General features: G+C 64.5%; 20 protein-coding genes. 7 read left to right on the plus strand and 13 right to left on the minus strand.

The features are described from left to right. Window positions 1-137 precede the first annotated feature (137 nt). Together PQR54_RS12490 and PQR54_RS12495 are read left to right on the plus strand one after the other, a co-directional pair. Complete coding sequence (locus PQR54_RS12490; protein ID WP_408245953.1) at window positions 138-416, plus strand: hypothetical protein; 279 nt, start codon at window positions 138-140, stop codon at window positions 414-416. 76 nt (window positions 417-492) lie between these two features. After that, window positions 493-774 carry a hypothetical protein gene (locus tag PQR54_RS12495; RefSeq protein ID WP_408245955.1) on the plus strand — a complete coding sequence of 94 codons (282 nt, stop codon included), beginning with the start codon at window positions 493-495 and terminating at the stop codon, window positions 772-774. A 71-nt stretch (window positions 775-845) separates the two neighbouring features. On the opposite strand, the gene PQR54_RS12500 is transcribed toward PQR54_RS12495, so the two are convergent. The 4 genes from PQR54_RS12500 to PQR54_RS12515 form a co-directional block, all read right to left on the minus strand. After that, window positions 846-1,841, minus strand: a complete 996-nt coding sequence (locus PQR54_RS12500; protein WP_408245957.1) for an alpha/beta fold hydrolase — start codon at window positions 1,839-1,841, stop codon at window positions 846-848. Continuing rightward, entirely contained in the window at window positions 1,838-2,521 is a 684-nt protein-coding gene (locus tag PQR54_RS12505; protein WP_408245958.1) for a response regulator transcription factor, read from the minus strand. Before PQR54_RS12505 ends, PQR54_RS12500 begins: the two co-directional genes overlap by 4 nt. 306 nt (window positions 2,522-2,827) lie before the next feature. Then, window positions 2,828-2,971 (minus strand): hypothetical protein, encoded by a 144-nt coding sequence (locus PQR54_RS12510; RefSeq protein WP_408245960.1) that lies wholly within the window; start codon window positions 2,969-2,971, stop codon window positions 2,828-2,830. Between the two features lie 156 nt (window positions 2,972-3,127). Further along, the gene (locus tag PQR54_RS12515; RefSeq protein ID WP_408245962.1) at window positions 3,128-3,682 is read right to left on the minus strand and encodes a hypothetical protein; all 555 of its coding nucleotides are present in this window, start codon (window positions 3,680-3,682) and stop codon (window positions 3,128-3,130) included. Window positions 3,683-3,967: 285 nt separating this feature from the next. On the opposite strand from PQR54_RS12515, the gene PQR54_RS12520 reads away from it, so the two are divergent. Beyond that, on the plus strand, window positions 3,968-4,249 hold the full coding sequence (locus PQR54_RS12520) for a GCG_CRPN prefix-to-repeats domain-containing protein (RefSeq protein WP_408245964.1): 282 nt from the start codon (window positions 3,968-3,970) through the stop codon (window positions 4,247-4,249). A 172-nt stretch (window positions 4,250-4,421) separates the two neighbouring features. Here PQR54_RS12520 and PQR54_RS12525 read toward each other — a convergent pair whose 3' ends face one another. From PQR54_RS12525 to PQR54_RS12535, 3 genes are all read right to left on the minus strand, one after another. Further along, a complete protein-coding gene (locus tag PQR54_RS12525) occupies window positions 4,422-6,428 on the minus strand; it encodes a bifunctional DedA family/phosphatase PAP2 family protein (RefSeq protein ID WP_408245965.1) in 2,007 nt (668 codons plus the stop codon). A gap of 86 nt (window positions 6,429-6,514) precedes the next feature. Further along, window positions 6,515-7,213 (minus strand): glycine zipper 2TM domain-containing protein, encoded by a 699-nt coding sequence (locus PQR54_RS12530; protein WP_408245967.1) that lies wholly within the window; start codon window positions 7,211-7,213, stop codon window positions 6,515-6,517. Between the two features lie 113 nt (window positions 7,214-7,326). Further along, window positions 7,327-7,971, minus strand: a complete 645-nt coding sequence (locus PQR54_RS12535) for an HD domain-containing protein (protein ID WP_408245969.1) — start codon at window positions 7,969-7,971, stop codon at window positions 7,327-7,329. A gap of 160 nt (window positions 7,972-8,131) precedes the next feature. Here PQR54_RS12535 and PQR54_RS12540 point away from each other — a divergent pair, with 160 nt between their 5' ends. Both PQR54_RS12540 and PQR54_RS12545 read left to right on the plus strand, forming a co-directional pair. Then, entirely contained in the window at window positions 8,132-8,470 is a 339-nt protein-coding gene (locus PQR54_RS12540) for a hypothetical protein (RefSeq protein WP_408245971.1), read from the plus strand. A gap of 90 nt (window positions 8,471-8,560) precedes the next feature. Further along, window positions 8,561-9,037 (plus strand): OsmC family protein, encoded by a 477-nt coding sequence (locus PQR54_RS12545; RefSeq protein ID WP_408245973.1) that lies wholly within the window; start codon window positions 8,561-8,563, stop codon window positions 9,035-9,037. A 61-nt stretch (window positions 9,038-9,098) separates the two neighbouring features. On the opposite strand, the gene PQR54_RS12550 is transcribed toward PQR54_RS12545, so the two are convergent. The 4 genes from PQR54_RS12550 to PQR54_RS12565 all read right to left on the minus strand — a co-directional run bounded on the left by PQR54_RS12550 (window position 9,099) and on the right by PQR54_RS12565 (window position 12,697). Continuing rightward, complete coding sequence (locus PQR54_RS12550) at window positions 9,099-10,757, minus strand: NRAMP family divalent metal transporter (RefSeq protein ID WP_408245975.1); 1,659 nt, start codon at window positions 10,755-10,757, stop codon at window positions 9,099-9,101. A gap of 120 nt (window positions 10,758-10,877) precedes the next feature. Next, window positions 10,878-11,045 carry a hypothetical protein gene (locus PQR54_RS12555; protein WP_408245977.1) on the minus strand — a complete coding sequence of 56 codons (168 nt, stop codon included), beginning with the start codon at window positions 11,043-11,045 and terminating at the stop codon, window positions 10,878-10,880. An 886-nt stretch (window positions 11,046-11,931) separates the two neighbouring features. After that, window positions 11,932-12,165 carry a hypothetical protein gene (locus tag PQR54_RS12560; RefSeq protein ID WP_106286340.1) on the minus strand — a complete coding sequence of 78 codons (234 nt, stop codon included), beginning with the start codon at window positions 12,163-12,165 and terminating at the stop codon, window positions 11,932-11,934. 64 nt (window positions 12,166-12,229) lie between these two features. After that, window positions 12,230-12,697, minus strand: coding sequence for an Lrp/AsnC family transcriptional regulator (locus PQR54_RS12565; RefSeq protein ID WP_012426651.1), 468 nt, complete (start codon window positions 12,695-12,697; stop codon window positions 12,230-12,232). Between the two features lie 153 nt (window positions 12,698-12,850). Between PQR54_RS12565 and PQR54_RS12570 the strand changes: the two genes are divergently transcribed. Then, window positions 12,851-13,504: a LysE family translocator gene (locus tag PQR54_RS12570; protein WP_408245980.1), complete on the plus strand. Its 654-nt coding sequence runs from the start codon at window positions 12,851-12,853 to the stop codon at window positions 13,502-13,504. Window positions 13,505-13,580: 76 nt separating this feature from the next. Here PQR54_RS12570 and PQR54_RS12575 read toward each other — a convergent pair whose 3' ends face one another. After that, window positions 13,581-13,754 carry a DUF1289 domain-containing protein gene (locus tag PQR54_RS12575; RefSeq protein ID WP_281002775.1) on the minus strand — a complete coding sequence of 58 codons (174 nt, stop codon included), beginning with the start codon at window positions 13,752-13,754 and terminating at the stop codon, window positions 13,581-13,583. 139 nt (window positions 13,755-13,893) lie between these two features. Here PQR54_RS12575 and PQR54_RS12580 point away from each other — a divergent pair, with 139 nt between their 5' ends. Beyond that, window positions 13,894-14,214 (plus strand): YnfA family protein, encoded by a 321-nt coding sequence (locus tag PQR54_RS12580; RefSeq protein WP_408245982.1) that lies wholly within the window; start codon window positions 13,894-13,896, stop codon window positions 14,212-14,214. 98 nt (window positions 14,215-14,312) lie between these two features. Here PQR54_RS12580 and PQR54_RS12585 read toward each other — a convergent pair whose 3' ends face one another. Continuing rightward, complete coding sequence (locus PQR54_RS12585) at window positions 14,313-14,822, minus strand: DUF1993 domain-containing protein (RefSeq protein ID WP_408245984.1); 510 nt, start codon at window positions 14,820-14,822, stop codon at window positions 14,313-14,315. Window positions 14,823-14,968 lie beyond the last annotated feature (146 nt).

A 14,968-nucleotide genomic window follows, 5' to 3' on the forward strand; every position in this document is an offset into this window, starting at 1 on the left:
AAACCGGCGAATCACACCTCGGCCCCGTGCGAATTCCGGACTCGTACCCGGCTAATTTTCCCCTCATTCTGCGTGACCACAATGCAGTCATTCGATGCAGCCAACCGACTCGCACCGATCGACAAGGGGAACAGAAAATGAAAGTCATTCGCCAACTAATAGTCGCCGCGGCACTCGGCGCCGGCCTGGTGAGCTGCGCGCAGGCTCATGTGTTCGTCGGTGTCGGTGTTGGAGTAGGCGGGCCCGTGTTTCCAGTGGTGCCCGCTTACGTGCCGCCGCCGGTCTACTACGCACCGCCGCCACCGCCTCCGCCGCCGGTGTACACGGCGCCTGTCGTGATCGGGTACTACGGGCATCCGCCGTATCCGCGCTATTACGGCGGCTGGGGTTACGGCTATGGCTACTGGCGCCGTTGAGGCGCCGGCTCGAACCGGCAGTACCCCGAACCAACCATCAATGATTAACGATTAACGGTCGAGAGGATCATCGGTCATGAAGCAACGTCAACTGGCTTTGGTCGCCGCTACCGCGCTGGCGCTTTCACTCGTATCCGGCTGTGCCGTCGCCGACGATGGCTACGCCTACGGTTACTACATGAGCCGTCATCCGAACATCGAAGCGGCGGACTTCAACGCGCAGCAGGCAATCGAGCGGATGCGCGCCGCGCAGCGCGCCAACGGCTACGACATGGGCGGCCACGCAGGCCGGGCAATCGCGTTGATGCAGGAGGCTCGCGCCGAAATGCAGGCGTCCGCCGAAATGGCGACGCGCTGAGCGCGTCGGTTACCTGAACGGGCGGGGCGCTCGCGTCGCCGGAGCGCGCGGCGCTGGCCGAAGCTGGGGATCTATTCGGCGCTGCCGGGCGGGCGCGACGTTGCGATGAACGTGTTGATCGCGGCGGCCAGCGCATGCGGGTACTGATACATCATCGCGTGGCCCGCCGAACGCACCACGAGCAGTTGCGCATGCGGAATCTGTCCGGCGAGCGCTTCGGAGTTCTGCTTAGGCAAGACCTGATCGTCGGCGCCCGTCAGGATCAGGGTGGCGACGCGCACCTTTTTCAGCGCTGCTGCGGCGGCTTCGTCGCTGGACCAGTCGTGCAGCAGCGCGGACTGGCCTTCGGTCACCGTCGCGGAAATGGCGGGCGGCTGATAGCCGGCCGGCTGGAACATATTCTGACGGAAGCACCGCTGCGCGGCGTCCACTGCATTGGGCGGAAACAGGACCCGCATGACATCCATGAAGGTGGTGCCCGCTTTGCCGGACAGGGTGGCTTCGACGTCGGGCGTGACCGGCACGCCGAGCGATCCCGGCGCGGGCGCGCTCATGAGGACGATGCGCCGCACGGCGAGCGGCGCATCGAGCGCGAGTTGCTGGGCAATCGCGCCGCCCATCGACCAGCCGACAAAGGTGACGTCGGCGAGCCGCAGCGTGTCGATCAGCGCGGCCGCGTCGAGCGTCATGTCCCGCGCCGTGAAGCTCGATGCCGCCGGCTCCGAGCGGCCGATACCGCGGTTGTCGAAGACGATCACTTCGTGCCGTTTGGCGAGATCGGTCAGAAAGGCCGCGTCCCATTCGGCAACCGTCGCGCGAAAACCGGTTTGCAGCACGATCGGCGTGCCGTGGCCGAAACGGTAGTACGCGATGTCGCCGTTCACCGTGTGCGCGATCTGCTCGCGAATCGACGGCTTATGGTCCGGGCGATCGGCAACGACAGGGCAGGCCTTCTCGTTCGCGTAGTGGACGGTTTTCGCTTCGACGGGCGCGGGCTGCGCGGCGCCGAACAGCGCGACCAGCGCGGCCAGTGAACCCGTTCCGATGAGAGCCCGCGGGCGCGTCATGACGCCGGTCCCTTGCCGGCTTCGCCGAGCATGACGGTCCAGCCGAGCCCGCGCACATTGCGAATCACCGAGAGGCCGAATTTCTTGCGCACCGAATGAATCAGCACGTCCACCGCGTTGCTTTCGACCTCTTTGCCCCAGCCGTACAAACGGTCCTCGAGCTGTTCGCGCGACAGGATCGTGCCGGGGCGTTCGAGAAACGCGAGCATCAGCGCGAATTCGCGTGCGGACAGCACGGTCGTTGCGCCGTTGCAAGTCAGCGTGCGCTTGTCGAGATCGAGGCTGAGCGATTCGTCGCCGAGACGCGACGATGCGTAACCCGCTTTGCGCCGCAGTACGGCGCGGATGCGGGCGAGCAGTTCGGGGACGTCGAAAGGTTTGAGCAGGTAGTCGTCGGCGCCGACATCGAGGCCCTGCACGCGCGAATCGAGATCGTCGCGGGCGGTCAGGATCAGCACCGGGACCGCGTTGCCAGCCGCGCGCGACGACTTCAGCAACTCGATGCCGCTCATGCCGGGCAAGCCCAGATCGAGCAGCACGACGGTGTATTCGGCATTGGCCATCGCGTCGCGCCCGGCGACGCCGTCCCTCACCCAGTCGACGCTATAGTCGGCGTCCTTGAGTGCGCGCAGCAGACTTTGACCTATCTGCAGGTCGTCTTCAACGAGGAGAATTCTCATGATCGTCCTGTCGGCAACAGTCGGGTTGTGCCTGACTCGCAGCTCGCGGGCGCGTGGCCGGACCACGCTAAGCGAGCGTTTGAATGATAACCGACGCACGCGCGGCGGCATGATCCCGCGTGCCGATCTGGTCGAACGAACGAGAGGTCTTGTGCGTGCCGACGCAAGCGTGGACGCGGAACGATTCGAGGAGTTCGCTGTGCGCGAAGTGCTGGGTGGCCGGGACTAGCGGTGTGGCGAGACCCCGCTGGCACGTGGGGCGGATCGAGCCGCCACGTAACGCGATGCGGGCAGTTCGCGGAGCCGTCAATAGGCGCCGGCCATGGCGAGCAGATAGAACGGCAGCAGATCCTCGTCCGATGGCGGCGGCTCCAGCGCGGCTCCCGATGCGTCGGCGGTTGCGTTGGCCGTGTCATTGGGCTCGGTGGAAAGGGCGGTTTGCGTGTCCATGATGCTAATCCTCGTGATGATCGAACCGCATCTGCGGAGATCCCGGAGGGTCTTTCCGTGCGGTATGGAGTCATCGTGATCCTCGTGAATTAGCGCGAAATTAGCCGGTATTCGGAAGCCTGCGATGAGCAGGCGCAGGGTTCCGAAACACGATTGCTAGCGCGATGTCTGCGCCACCGCGTACTGCTCGGGATACCACGACGTGAACTTCACCGCGGCGACCAGCGCGGCCACGGTCGCCATCACGCCCACCGAATGAGGCAGCGCCGGCGCATAAACCATCGCGATGTCGGCCAGCACCAGCATGCCGAACGCGAGCGCCCAGGCTGCGCTGATCACGTAGTTGACGTGGATGAAGCGCGCGCTGTTCCAATGCTCGCGGCCGACGCTTTCGCGTGCGTACTGCAGCGTGAACGGCCGGCGCAAGGCAATCGATGTCAGTACGATCAGCGCGAGCCCTGCATCGACACGCAGGCGCACCGCGGCGATCGACCAGTGCACGTCGCTGGTCAGCGCATAAACGGCCAGCGCTCCGAATAGCAGGACGGTGCCGGCTTCCAGCAGCTTGACGTGGCGAGCCGGGCTGACGACATCGCGCAGCAGCAACGCGGTGGCGACGAGCGCACCGGCGATCAATCCCGCCTGCGCACCGGCAAGGCGTTCGATTACGGCAAAGGCCAGAAACGGGGCAAAGCTCAGTAAGAGGTTCATCGTGGACTCCAGAGAAGGGCCAGGTTCGCGTGGTGGCGGCCGGCCGTACGTTTCGCGAAACGCGGACTATGGACGGCGGCCATGCGAACCAGGCGCCAAAATGTTTACAGTGGAAAGATATTGCCTATATTTTCAGCGCGGGTCAAGGGGAAATGATTGGGGAGCTAGTGTCGTTCGGGCGTCGTCGCGCTGCTCACTTCCACCTAACTGTCGGAGCCGATCATGTGTCCCGCAGCACACGAAACGACTCTTAATCGACGACAACCAGGGTGAAGGAGAATCATCATGTCGACACTTCGTACAGCTTTGGCCGGCGCCGTGATGGCGGCGTCCGCTCTTGCGGCGATCACCGCTCACGCCGCCGACGGCTGTGGTCCGAACGGCTGGCGCGGGACCTGGGGCCATTGCCATTTCGCGCCGCCGGTCTATGTCGCGCCGCGTCCGGTGATTTACGCAGCGCCGCCGGTCTCGACCTATGCGTGCCCGCCGGGTTACTGGCTGGGCCCGTGGGGTCATTGCCGCGACACGCCGTATCACGGCCGCCTGCCGAACGGCGGATGGCAATGAGCGGGTGGAAGGATCCGTCGTTGGCGATGCCGCCGGCGGCGGATCGTGCAGAGCCCGTCGCGTACGCCCACCTTATCCACAGAAATTGTTCACATCCCTGTGGACAACTCCTGGCCAAGCGACATAACTGATTGAGTGCAGTAGGATTTCTTCGCTGGAGCAGCGAACGCGCTCACTCCGTCGGCGAGGCGAGCAACGACACCGGCACACCACGGCAACTGACCCGCGCGACGAGCGCCGCGCCCAGGCCCGCACTCGATTTCTCGTGCGCATCGAACGAAGTCATCTCCCTGTCGACCCGCAGAATATTGATCGGCCACGACGCCCGGGACAGCCGTTCGTGCGCGAAAGCGCCGACCCAAAGCGGCGTGACGGATGTGCCGTTGCCCACCGCGTAACCGCTGGGCCAGAACCGTAGCACGTCGCGTTCGTCGCGCGTGTCGCCCGGACGCATGAAGACCACCGAGGACGGCACGCCGTTGTTGAGCTTTGGCAGGACCGGCAGCGACACCGCCGCCACATTGGGCGAGGCTAGCGAGAGCAGGCTGTGCGCCGAGACGTCCGTGCCCTCCACCCAGCCTTGGGCGCGCAACTGTCCGCGGATCGAATCGAGGTTCGAGACCCACTGCAGCGTGAGCGGCTCCTTGCGGTCGCCGCCCATGTCCGAGCGATAGCACGGCAGGCGCTTCCATACGGAGAGCGTCCACTGCGATTGCGAGACCAGCACGGGAGGCGGGCGCAATGCGCTGTCCGGCGGCGGCGTGGGCATGTTGAAGCCGATCTGCACGCCCACGCAGACCAGCACGACCACCATCACCACGACAGGCATGAACGCGCGTTCGGGCGGCGCCTCCGGGTGCCGCCACATCGCTGTCAACGCAACGATCGCCACCCAGATGTACGCGAGCGCGGCGCCGCCGATCGCGTCGGACACCCAGTACCTGCCGAAGTACAGTCCCGCGAGCGCGACGAGTATCACCACGATCGCACTCGCGGCGGCGACCAGCACCCCTTCGAGCCTGCCGACCCGGCGCGCCAGCAGAAATGCCAGGAAACCGTACACGATGACGGTTGCGGCGACGTGATTGCTCGGAAACACGTAGGCGCCGATCATCGACGTACTGGGCGGCGCGCGGTGCATCGCGAACTGCAGCACGTAGATCAGCAATTGGGAAAACACCACCGCCGCGAGCCAGTAGCCGACGGTGCGCCAGCGCCGCTCCAGCAGCATCCACACCGTGACCGTCACGACCAGCGCCGCGAGCGTGAAACTGCTGCCGAGCGTCGAGAGACCGGCGAGAATGGTGTCGCTCCAGGGCGTGCGCACCGATTGCAGGAAGTGATAGACGGAGACGTCCACTCGCGTCAGCGGATCGCCGCTGGCAACGTCGTCGAGCACGCCGAAAAACAGCGCGCCCGACACGAGCACCACCAGCGACGTCAGCAGGAGGCTGCTGGCGTCCGGTGTATTGGGGTCGAGCATCTTGCGCGCGAAACGGCCGAACGGGCCCGGATGCCGGCAGGCCCAACTTCCCAATTGCTGACCCGCCGCGCTCGACCACGCATTGGCATGCGAGAGCAGAAACCGCGCGACGCGAAAACTCAGCCAGACGATCCCCACCAGCAGCGCGATGATCACGACAAGCCGGAACGACACCGCGCCGGCCAGCAGCACCGAGGCGCCGAAGATCATGCCCGGCAGGATATGGGCAGGCGCCCAGATCAGCGCCGACAGCACGTTCATCGCGTAAAAACGCAGCGGCGACATGCCCAGCATGCCTGCAACCACCGGCACGATCGCCCGCAAGGGGCCGATGAAGCGCGCCAGCACGACGCTCTTCGCGCCATGTTTGCGGAAGAAGCGGTGGCCCGCCTCGAGCACCTCGGGATGTTTGCAGAACGGCCAGAACTGGACGATCCGATCCTTGTAGCGGCTGCCGATCCAGAAGCTCATGCCGTCGCCGGCGATGGCGCCCACGACCGCCCACACCAGCGCCCAGCCGAGGCTCAGCGAGCCGGTGCCGATCAGCGCGCCGGCGAGGAACATGGCGGTGCTGCCCGGAACGAAAGTGCCGATGACGGCGAGGGACTCCAGAAACGCCGCCAGGAAGATGACCGTGAGCGTCCAGCCGGGATGGCCGGCTAACTGGTGCAATAGGTGGATGTAGGCGTGCTCCATCGTGCGCGATCAGCCGTTCTGGCGTAACGATTGATCATAACGCGCGAGGGAGCCGTCTTATTCCTTTTTGCACGCCGGCCGCAGGTTCACGAAGCGCTAAGCGAATCGCCGGAGACGTGAACGCGTTGGCCGATCTGCACGGCCGGTTGCGTCGGGTAGCTGAAGTTGCGGTAGCTGCCGTCCTGCATGCGGACCTGGACCTGGTAGGTGGTCTGCTTGCGCACCGCGTGCTCGATGCCGTTACCGGCAAGGCCGCCGCCGACGGCGCCCGCAATCGTCGTGAGAATCTTGCCGCGGCCGCCGCCGATCTGATTGCCGACCAGCCCGCCCGCCACCGCTCCGCCCAGCGCGCCGAGCCCCGTGGTCGGCTCGGGCGCCTGCACCGTATTGATGGCGACAACTTCGCCCGCGTACGGGTCGGCGGCGACCGGGCGCGGCGCCGCGGCTTCATAAGGTGCCTGGTAGCCCTGATTGTTTGCGTAGTTCGGCGCGGCCACCGGCGTCGCGCGGTGCGGATGATGAACCGGCGGCCGGGCAGGAGCGGCTTGTTGTGCCGTCTGCTGAACCGGAGCCGGTTGCGGTGCCGCGACCGGTGTGCTGACGATCTGCGGCGCGGTTGCGGTAACCGGCAGCGCGGGTTCCGTGACGGCATGCGAGACCGGCAGCAGACCGGTCATCGCGGCAATGCCGGTTGCGCTCGCCAGGATGACGGCGACAGCCGCGCCGGCAACCAGCGGATGAATACGGCCGCGTTGCGGTTGGCTGGAAGTGAGGTTCGTGTTCATGGCGGACTCCGCGGGTAGATGCCTGCAATAACGCCGCGAAAGTGCGCCCGGTGCACACGGGTCGCGTGCTGCTTTGTAAGGATTTGTACGACTTCGCGCGGGCGGTTACACGATCAGATTTCGTCGCTGAATTCGTCGAGGAAACGTTGCAGGCGGTCATGGCGGATGCTGGCCAGACGTGCGCCGGCCGTCGTTTGAAAACCCGCGGATAGTTTCAGCAGCTTGGTGCGGAAATGATCGAGCGTGTAGCGCGTGTCATCCAATGGACGTTGGGTTGCGTGCGGATCGGCCGGATCGTACAAGGCGCGGCCCATGCGTCCGGCGACGTAGAAGCAGCGCGCCACGCCCAGCATGCCGAGCGCGTCGAGACGGTCGGCGTCCTGCAGCGTTTTCGCTTCGAGCGTGGTCGGCGTGACGTTTGCGGAAAAACTGTGCGCCTCGATTGCGTGCGCGGTGGCCTCGACTTGCGCTTGCGGCCAGCCAAGCGAGGCCAGCACGCGTGCCGCTTTTTCCGCTGACAGGCGCGATGCCTGCGCGCGCAGCGGCGAGTTCTTCTCGACCGCTACGCAATCGTGCAGCAGCGTGGCGGCGAACAGGACCTGCGCGTCGCCGCCTTCTTGCGCCTGAATGGCCGCGGCGTTTTTCCAGACGCGTTGCAGATGCGAGGTGTCGTGCGAACCGTCGCCGTTGTCGTCGTAAGCGTGCGGTAGCAGGGTGCGGGCCAGATCCTGAAAGGGGGCGAAAGCGGTTTGGGTCATCGGTGCAGTCGGTGAAGAAAGCCGTCGATTATCGCGCATCGTCCGTCGAGCTTTGGTTTGGCGGCGGCGAACGAAGCGGGCCGGGCGTCGTCTTACTATTTGAGCGGCCGGCAACACGGACCTCGCGGTCGCGCAATTCGACGATGTAACGGAGTGGGCTATGAAGATCGTAAGGGGCAGTATCCTGGCGTCGGCGCTGATGATCGGTTCCGTCGCCATAGTGAATGGGCAGGCGGTCACGCAGCGGGGCGCCCCCGGTGCGGCTGCCGTCAATGGCGCGCCTTCCGGCATGACCAACAACGCGGGCGCCACAGCGGGAACGGGCCCTGGAACGGCCGCCGGCATGAGCCCGATGTCGCCGGGCGCGGGAACGGTGGGCGGCTTAAGGGCCGGTCCCGCACTCAACACCATGCGGGCGAACGGCACGAGCCTGAACGCGAACCCGGACCCGCGCGTGCCGAATTTCGCCGGCAAGGGCATGGCGGCGCCGCGGAATTAGTCAGCAAGGCAGACGCGTCCATCGCGTGAGCGTCGCGGATAAAATGCACGCCTCGGCAAGCAGATCCGATTCGACAGCAAGGAGATGGGCATGGCGTACGGCGAGCACAAATACAAGGTATCAGTGCAATGGACCGGCAATCGCGGAAGCGGCACTTCCGGCTACCGCGATTACGGGCGCGATCATGTGATAGCGGCGGGCAACAAACCCGAGATTCCAGGTTCATCGGACGCGGCCTTTCTCGGCGACGCCAACCGCTGGAATCCCGAAGATCTGCTGGTTGCCTCGGCCAGCGCCTGCCACAAACTCTGGTATCTGCATCTATGCGCGGACGCCGGCATCACGGTGACCGCGTATCGCGACGACGCCGAAGGCACCATGCTCGACGATCCGAAGCAAGGCCGTTTTTCGCAGATCGTGCTGCGCCCGCGCGTCGTGATTCGCGCGGGCGGCGATGTCGAACTCGCCGCGCACTTGCATCATGTGGCGCATGAGAAGTGCTATATCGCGAACTCGGTCAATTTTCCGATTCTCTGCGAGCCGGTGATCGAAACGGATACTGATTGAACGACGCACGACCCGGCCGCCGCTCGCCGGAGGGAACGGCCGGCGGCTGGGCGTTATCGATTCAATGCAACAGCGCCATCTGCACGACCTTCACGATCACCAGCGCGACCGCCACGATCAGATACCCGCGCAGCACGCCCATCCAGACCCGCTTGGACATCGTCAGTTGCGGCGCCGGCAGCTCGTCCAGAGGCGGCATGCGCCAGGCCGCGCGCGTTTCCTTCGACAACCTGAGCTCGCTTTCATGAGCCGCCGTGTTGCCAGATTCCCGCCGCAGCTTGCGGACCACGACGGTCGCCGCATAGCCTGCCATGGCCATCAGCGTGCCGCCTGCGAGCACTTCGAGCATCGCTTCGCCGGTGATATCCGGATACATGACGGAAGCCGTGAGAATGATGGACAGCATGACGAGCACCCAGACCACTGCGCCTGTGAAGACGTTGAGCTTCTTCGAGTTCACCCACGGTCCGAGCACCGCGCGGTCGTTGCACAACAGCAGCAGAAACACGGTCGCGCTCGGCAGCAGCACGCCGGCGAGCGTCTGCACCGCTTCCGTCAGAAGGCCGAGCGGGCTGCCCGGGATCAGCACCAGCGTCGCCGCGGCCGCCACGATGCCGAAGTAGACGAGGTAGAAGCCCTTCGCATCCGACACGCCGCGATGCAGCGAGTGGCGAATCTTGAAGACGTCGCCGATCGCGTAGGCGGTCGACAACGACACCGCCGCCGCGCCGATGATGCATGCGTCGAGCAGCGCCACGGCGAACAGCACGGCGGGCGTGCGGCCGGCATACCTTTCGAGGTCGGCGATCACGCCGCCTGCATCGATGAAATGGCCGGATTCGGGCTTGCCCGCGTAGAGCGCCGCGCAAAACGAGATCATCGCCACGGCGCCGATCATCACGAAGACGATACCGATCCACAGGTCGGCCTTTTCGTACTTCATGAAGCGCGGCGTGATGCGCTTATCGACGATGTAGCTCTGCTGGAAGAACAACTGCCACGGCGCGACGGTGGTGCCGACAATGCCGATCACGAGCAGCATCACGTCGCTGAGTTTCGAGTGGGCGGGCCAGCCCGGAATCAGAAAATCGTGCGCCATCTGGCTGACCGGCGGGTGGATCGACACCAGCACGGGCACCAGCAACAGGCTCATCAGACACAGCACCACGGCGAAGCGTTCGAAGCGCCGGAAATTGCCCGTGCTGACCGCGGCCATGGTCACCGCCGCGGCGATGCAGACGCCGGCTACTTTCGAAATGCCGAAGAACTGCAGCACGAACGTAATGCCGATGAACTCGGTCACGATCGTCAATGCGTTCAGGATGAACAGATCCACGACGCTGAAGGCGCCCCAGAACTTGCCGAAGCGCTCGAAGATCAGCCGCGCATGCCCCACGCCGGTCACCGCACCGAGACGCAGCACCATCTCCTGATTGACGAACAGCACGGGTACGAGCAGCAGCATGGTCCACAGCAAGGTGGTGCCGTAGTTCTGTCCCGCTTGCGTGTAGGTGCCGAAGGCGCCGGCATCGTTATCGCCGACCATCACGATGAGGCCGGGCCCGAGAATCGCGAGCAGCGTGCGCACGCGGGCCCACCAGCTGTTGCGCGCCCCCGTGTCGTGATGGGCGATGGTGCCGAGCGCGCCCTTGATGTCGCCGAGGTGCGCGTCGTCGAGAACGGCGCTGCGCGGTGGTGAGACGTTGATTGGAGTGGACATGCTAGCCGCCTGAGTAGGTTTGATTGGATTGAGCGGGGCGTCTTCACGATCCGCCGGGTGTGCGCGGCCAAACGGGGCGGCGGCACGGGCGGAACGCGAAGACGCGCTGAGCGTGTGTGATTACGAAGCGGGCCGCGAGACGGGACGCGAAGCGGGACGCAAAGCGAGCGCCCTGACGCGGTGCCAGGCAACGGTGAGCCAATGCGGCTTGATGCCGTGCAATGCGAGGGCGGCGTCGCTGTGGGTGTGGGTTTGCTGCAGTGTCGGTACGAGGATAGCGAGGTACATGTTTTTTTCTCCGGGCGTATGGCTTGACGCGGATTGCGGAAAGCCAGCAGACACGGAGCGCGGCGCATCGGGCGCGCGGCGAAGGAGGTCTACTCGCTTTCCTTGAGCAAATGATTTTTTGCCTGCCGGCTCGGTCGTGACTGAGCGGCAGCTAAGCGGCATATGGGATAACTGTCACTGTCCATGGCGGCTCCTTATCGGCGTTCAGTACGCACGTGTTTGTCCACGCGTTAGGCCACGCCGCATTTCGAACGAATCGAAACGGCGCGAGCGAACGCTGCCGCGAGCGGATACTCGCGACGCGATGCCATTCGACGAGACGCATGTGCGTAAGCACGGCGCGGCCGGATGGCGCTAATCAAGGTGCACGGAGAGAGTTGCTGCGGCGCGCACCGTCTGCCTGCTGGCGAGACGGCGGCTGAGAAAAATAAAGCGCGGGCGTCGGGCCGGTCAGGCAGTGAAACTGTTCGAAAGTCGACTACTGCTGGTGTCCAAGGCATGGGCCCCGTTTGTGAAGACGGCGAATTTTAGGCACTCCCGCAGGCGGAAGTCAACATGCTTCGTTAAACGAAGCAAATATTCTTTGATGGGGTGTGGGTTAGGGCACGTTGTGGTGCGGGAGGCGTGTTTTCTTTCGGTGGCGACAGGAAAGAAAGGCTAATGAAGGGTGTTTCCCGATGCTGCTGGTGGCGAGCGGCTTGAGCGATATTGCGGGCTACGACTCATGCGTAACTCGGCTTGATGCGGCGCCCCGCGCTGACGAAAACACGAGGCAACTGCCGCGCGTTCGCGACGCGCGACGACGTGCGAGCGTAACTAGGTGATGACGCCGATTTTCGGACGCGCTTCGCTGTCCGCTACACGGCGAAGCGCACCTCGAAGTGTCTCAACGATTGCCGTCGAGCAGATCGCCAAGCAGTTCGTCGAACGCGGCTTGTGCGTCTTCGAGTTCCTGCAGCGCGGCGTCGAATGTTTGCAGCGCGAACTGCGAAGGCGTGCCGCTGCCGGCCGGCGGAAATTGCGATTGCAGCGACGCGAACGCCGACTGCACGCGCTGCGTCGCGGTCAATACGCGCTGCATTGCCGCGGTTTCTTCGGCTCGCGCCTGTTCGTGATCCATGAGAACTCCGTATTCAACTGTCGGCTCGCGCCGTTTCAAAGGGGTGACTATGCCACGTTAGCGCTCAGGACAGCGGCAAGCCGCCGTTGGCCTTCACTTCGCGCAACGACAGCGCCGACTCCACCGACGTCACGCCCGGCAAGCTGCGCATCTCGTCGCGCATGAACGTGCCGTAGTCGTCGAGGTCGCGCGCCACCACTTGCAGGATGTAATCGGCGCTGCCCGACACGTTGTGACACGCGAGGATGCGCGGGATGGCCTGCACCTCGCGCTCGAAACGTGTCGCCACCGCTCGGTCGTGCACGGCAAAGCGCACGTAGACGAAGGCGACCACGCCGAAGCCGAGCGCGGAGCGCGACAGCATCGCGCGGTACTGGTCGATATAGCCGTCGTTTTCGAGGCGCTTCAGACGGCGCGCGCATGGCGTTTCGCTCAGGCCGACCGTTTCGGCCAGCCGCGCGTTGGACATGCGGCCATCTTTCTGCAGCGCGGCGAGGATCGCGCGGTCCGTTTTATCGAGGTCGGTTGTCATGGCTCTGTGGTGCTAATGACGATTGGAGGAAAGCCGGTGCTCGGGCCGCAATATTAGCGCATTCCTCCAAGGGTGAGGGCTCCCAGCCAGTAATTCGCCAGCAAACCCTCCGCCGACGATAGCAAGATAGAGCCTTGAAAACAGGAGAATCCGATGATTTCCGCACATCTGCTGGCCGTGTATATCGCAGCGCTTTTCGTGGTGTATGCCGTGCCTGGACCGGACATGGCGCTGGTGCTGCAAACCAGTATCGGACGCGGCGTGCGCAGCGGCTTCGCGGCTGCCGGCGGCCTCGGTCTGGCGCGCGCGACGCACGTCACGCTCTCGGCATGCGGCGTGGCCGCGTTGTTGCGCAGCGCGCCGTGGTTGTACGAAGTGGTGCGCTATGGCGGCGCGGTTTATCTTGCGTGGGTGGGGATTCAGATTTTTCGTTCGCCGGTGTTTGCGCTGCCCGGCGGTGCTGCCGCGGGTGCCAACGCGGATGCTGCGGCAAGCGTCGAATCTCGCCCGCTGCGGGCCGCTTTTGTCAAAGGCCTGCTGACCAACTTGCTGAACCCGAAAGCGCTGCTGTTCTGCTCGGTGCTGCTGCCGCAGTTCGTGCGCCCGGAGGCGGGGCCGGTGGCCTTGCAGATGATCGAGCTCGGGCTGGTGCTGCTCGCTATCGGCGCCTGTTTCGACGTGATGTACGCGATCGGCGCCGCGCGGATCGCGGGCTGGATGCGTGCCCATCCGCTTGCGCAGACGCTGCAGCGCTGGACCTTCTCGGCCGCGTTGATCGGCTTTGCGTTGCGGCTTTCGCTGGACTGATTCTGGCTGGATAAGGCCCGCGCCTCGGCGGCGCGTCTTCAGACCGCCAGGCCGCGAACCGCGCAGAAGCGGCCGCTTACTTGTTCAGCTTGTGCTCGCGCCGCGAGCGGTCCTCGATGATTTTCCGGCGATGTTTGTCTTTCATCTTCTTCCAGCTTTTGCATTCATCGCGCGTGCGCATGCAGCCGATGCAGAAGCCGGTTTTGCTGTCGAACTTGCAGATGTCGATGCAGGGTGACGCAATGCTCATGACGATTGGTAATTGCCAATTACGGTAAGTGCGAAGACTCTCGCATGCGCCGTGCCCGCACGCAAAGTGATTGTGTTAATAAAGCCAATAGAGCGCCATGCGTTATTGGTGGCAACACAATCACTCGCTTTCCTGTTCAATGAAAACTTTTCTGCTTTATGCCGTGACCGCCATTGCCGAAATTATCGGCTGCTACTTGCCGTGGCGTTGGCTAAAAGAGGGAGGTTCCATCTGGCTGCTGGTGCCGGGCGCGCTGAGCCTCGCGCTGTTCGCCTGGCTGCTGACCTTGCACGGCACCGCCGCGGGCCGCGTATATGCGGCTTACGGCGGTGTGTATGTGGCGGTGGCGATTGCCTGGCTATGGTGCGTCGACAAGGTGCGGCCCACGCTGTGGGACGCCGCCGGCGTTGCCTTCACGCTGGCCGGCATGGCGATCATCGCGTTCCAGCCGCGCGTTTGAGCCGGCCGGGGAGCGGGTCTTTGCCGCCCCCAAGAGCATCTCTTTCTGAGCGCTCATTGCCGCTGCGCGCCAATCTCGAGTCCGCGCGGGCTCGCGCTTTACTTGATGCCGCCGAGATAGTCGAGCTTGCCGAGATCCACGCCGTTGTGACGCAGAATGTCATACGCCGTCGTGACGTGGAAATAGAAGTTCGGCAGCACGAAACCGAGCAGATACGACTGGCCTGTGAACTCGACCGGGCCCGAGCGCAGCTTCAGCGTGATCGGCCGTTCTTCCGAGCCATCGATCTGCTCCGCATTGAATTCCTGCAAATAATCGATCGTCTTTTGAAGGCGGGCAATCAGTTCCTCAAAAGTCTGTTCGACGTCTTCGTACTTCGGCGCTTCGACGCCGGCCAGACGCGCGGCGCAGCCCTTCGCGGTGTCGCTCGCAATATAGACCTGGCGCGTCAGCGGCAGCATGTCCGGTGCGAGCCGGCCGGTGGTGAACACCGTCGGCTCGATCTGTTTCGCGGCGGCATGCGCCTCCGCTTTGCCCAGAATGACCTGCAGGTTCGTCAGGCCGCGGATCAACACGGGCAGTGATGCTTGATACATCGAAATTGACATGGGGCTTCCTCTGATTCTTTTGATCGTGCGCGCGGACGGCGCGCGAGGCAACGTAACGGCTGGATTGCCGCTGCAGCATCATAGCGCGAGCGGCGAAAGATGGGCATCGAGGCCGCGCGGCGTTAGCCATTCGGACAACTGCCGCA

Source organism: Paraburkholderia phytofirmans, from assembly GCF_046028095.1.
Classification (GTDB): Bacteria; Pseudomonadota; Gammaproteobacteria; order Burkholderiales; family Burkholderiaceae; genus Paraburkholderia; species Paraburkholderia phytofirmans_A.

Bases quoted from the DNA above. Each gene is read 5' to 3' on its own strand.
- PQR54_RS12580 (WP_408245982.1), top strand. From the start codon at position 13,894: ATGAAAACTTTTCTGCTTTATGCCGTGACCGCCATTGCCGAAATTATC.
- PQR54_RS12575 (WP_281002775.1), bottom strand. From the start codon at position 13,754: ATGAGCATTGCGTCACCCTGCATCGACATCTGCAAGTTCGACAGCAAA.
- PQR54_RS12560 (WP_106286340.1), bottom strand. From the start codon at position 12,165: ATGGATCACGAACAGGCGCGAGCCGAAGAAACCGCGGCAATGCAGCGC.
- PQR54_RS12570 (WP_408245980.1), top strand. From the start codon at position 12,851: ATGATTTCCGCACATCTGCTGGCCGTGTATATCGCAGCGCTTTTCGTG.
- PQR54_RS12520 (WP_408245964.1), top strand. From the start codon at position 3,968: ATGTCGACACTTCGTACAGCTTTGGCCGGCGCCGTGATGGCGGCGTCC.
- PQR54_RS12495 (WP_408245955.1), top strand. From the start codon at position 493: ATGAAGCAACGTCAACTGGCTTTGGTCGCCGCTACCGCGCTGGCGCTT.
- PQR54_RS12540 (WP_408245971.1), top strand. From the start codon at position 8,132: ATGAAGATCGTAAGGGGCAGTATCCTGGCGTCGGCGCTGATGATCGGT.
- PQR54_RS12530 (WP_408245967.1), bottom strand. From the start codon at position 7,213: ATGAACACGAACCTCACTTCCAGCCAACCGCAACGCGGCCGTATTCAT.
- PQR54_RS12490 (WP_408245953.1), top strand. From the start codon at position 138: ATGAAAGTCATTCGCCAACTAATAGTCGCCGCGGCACTCGGCGCCGGC.
- PQR54_RS12500 (WP_408245957.1), bottom strand. From the start codon at position 1,841: ATGACGCGCCCGCGGGCTCTCATCGGAACGGGTTCACTGGCCGCGCTG.
- PQR54_RS12585 (WP_408245984.1), bottom strand. From the start codon at position 14,822: ATGTCAATTTCGATGTATCAAGCATCACTGCCCGTGTTGATCCGCGGC.
- PQR54_RS12535 (WP_408245969.1), bottom strand. From the start codon at position 7,971: ATGACCCAAACCGCTTTCGCCCCCTTTCAGGATCTGGCCCGCACCCTG.
- PQR54_RS12515 (WP_408245962.1), bottom strand. From the start codon at position 3,682: ATGAACCTCTTACTGAGCTTTGCCCCGTTTCTGGCCTTTGCCGTAATC.
- PQR54_RS12505 (WP_408245958.1), bottom strand. From the start codon at position 2,521: ATGAGAATTCTCCTCGTTGAAGACGACCTGCAGATAGGTCAAAGTCTG.
- PQR54_RS12545 (WP_408245973.1), top strand. From the start codon at position 8,561: ATGGCGTACGGCGAGCACAAATACAAGGTATCAGTGCAATGGACCGGC.
- PQR54_RS12555 (WP_408245977.1), bottom strand. From the start codon at position 11,045: ATGTACCTCGCTATCCTCGTACCGACACTGCAGCAAACCCACACCCAC.
- PQR54_RS12550 (WP_408245975.1), bottom strand. From the start codon at position 10,757: ATGTCCACTCCAATCAACGTCTCACCACCGCGCAGCGCCGTTCTCGAC.
- PQR54_RS12565 (WP_012426651.1), bottom strand. From the start codon at position 12,697: ATGACAACCGACCTCGATAAAACGGACCGCGCGATCCTCGCCGCGCTG.
- PQR54_RS12525 (WP_408245965.1), bottom strand. From the start codon at position 6,428: ATGGAGCACGCCTACATCCACCTATTGCACCAGTTAGCCGGCCATCCC.
- PQR54_RS12510 (WP_408245960.1), bottom strand. From the start codon at position 2,971: ATGGACACGCAAACCGCCCTTTCCACCGAGCCCAATGACACGGCCAAC.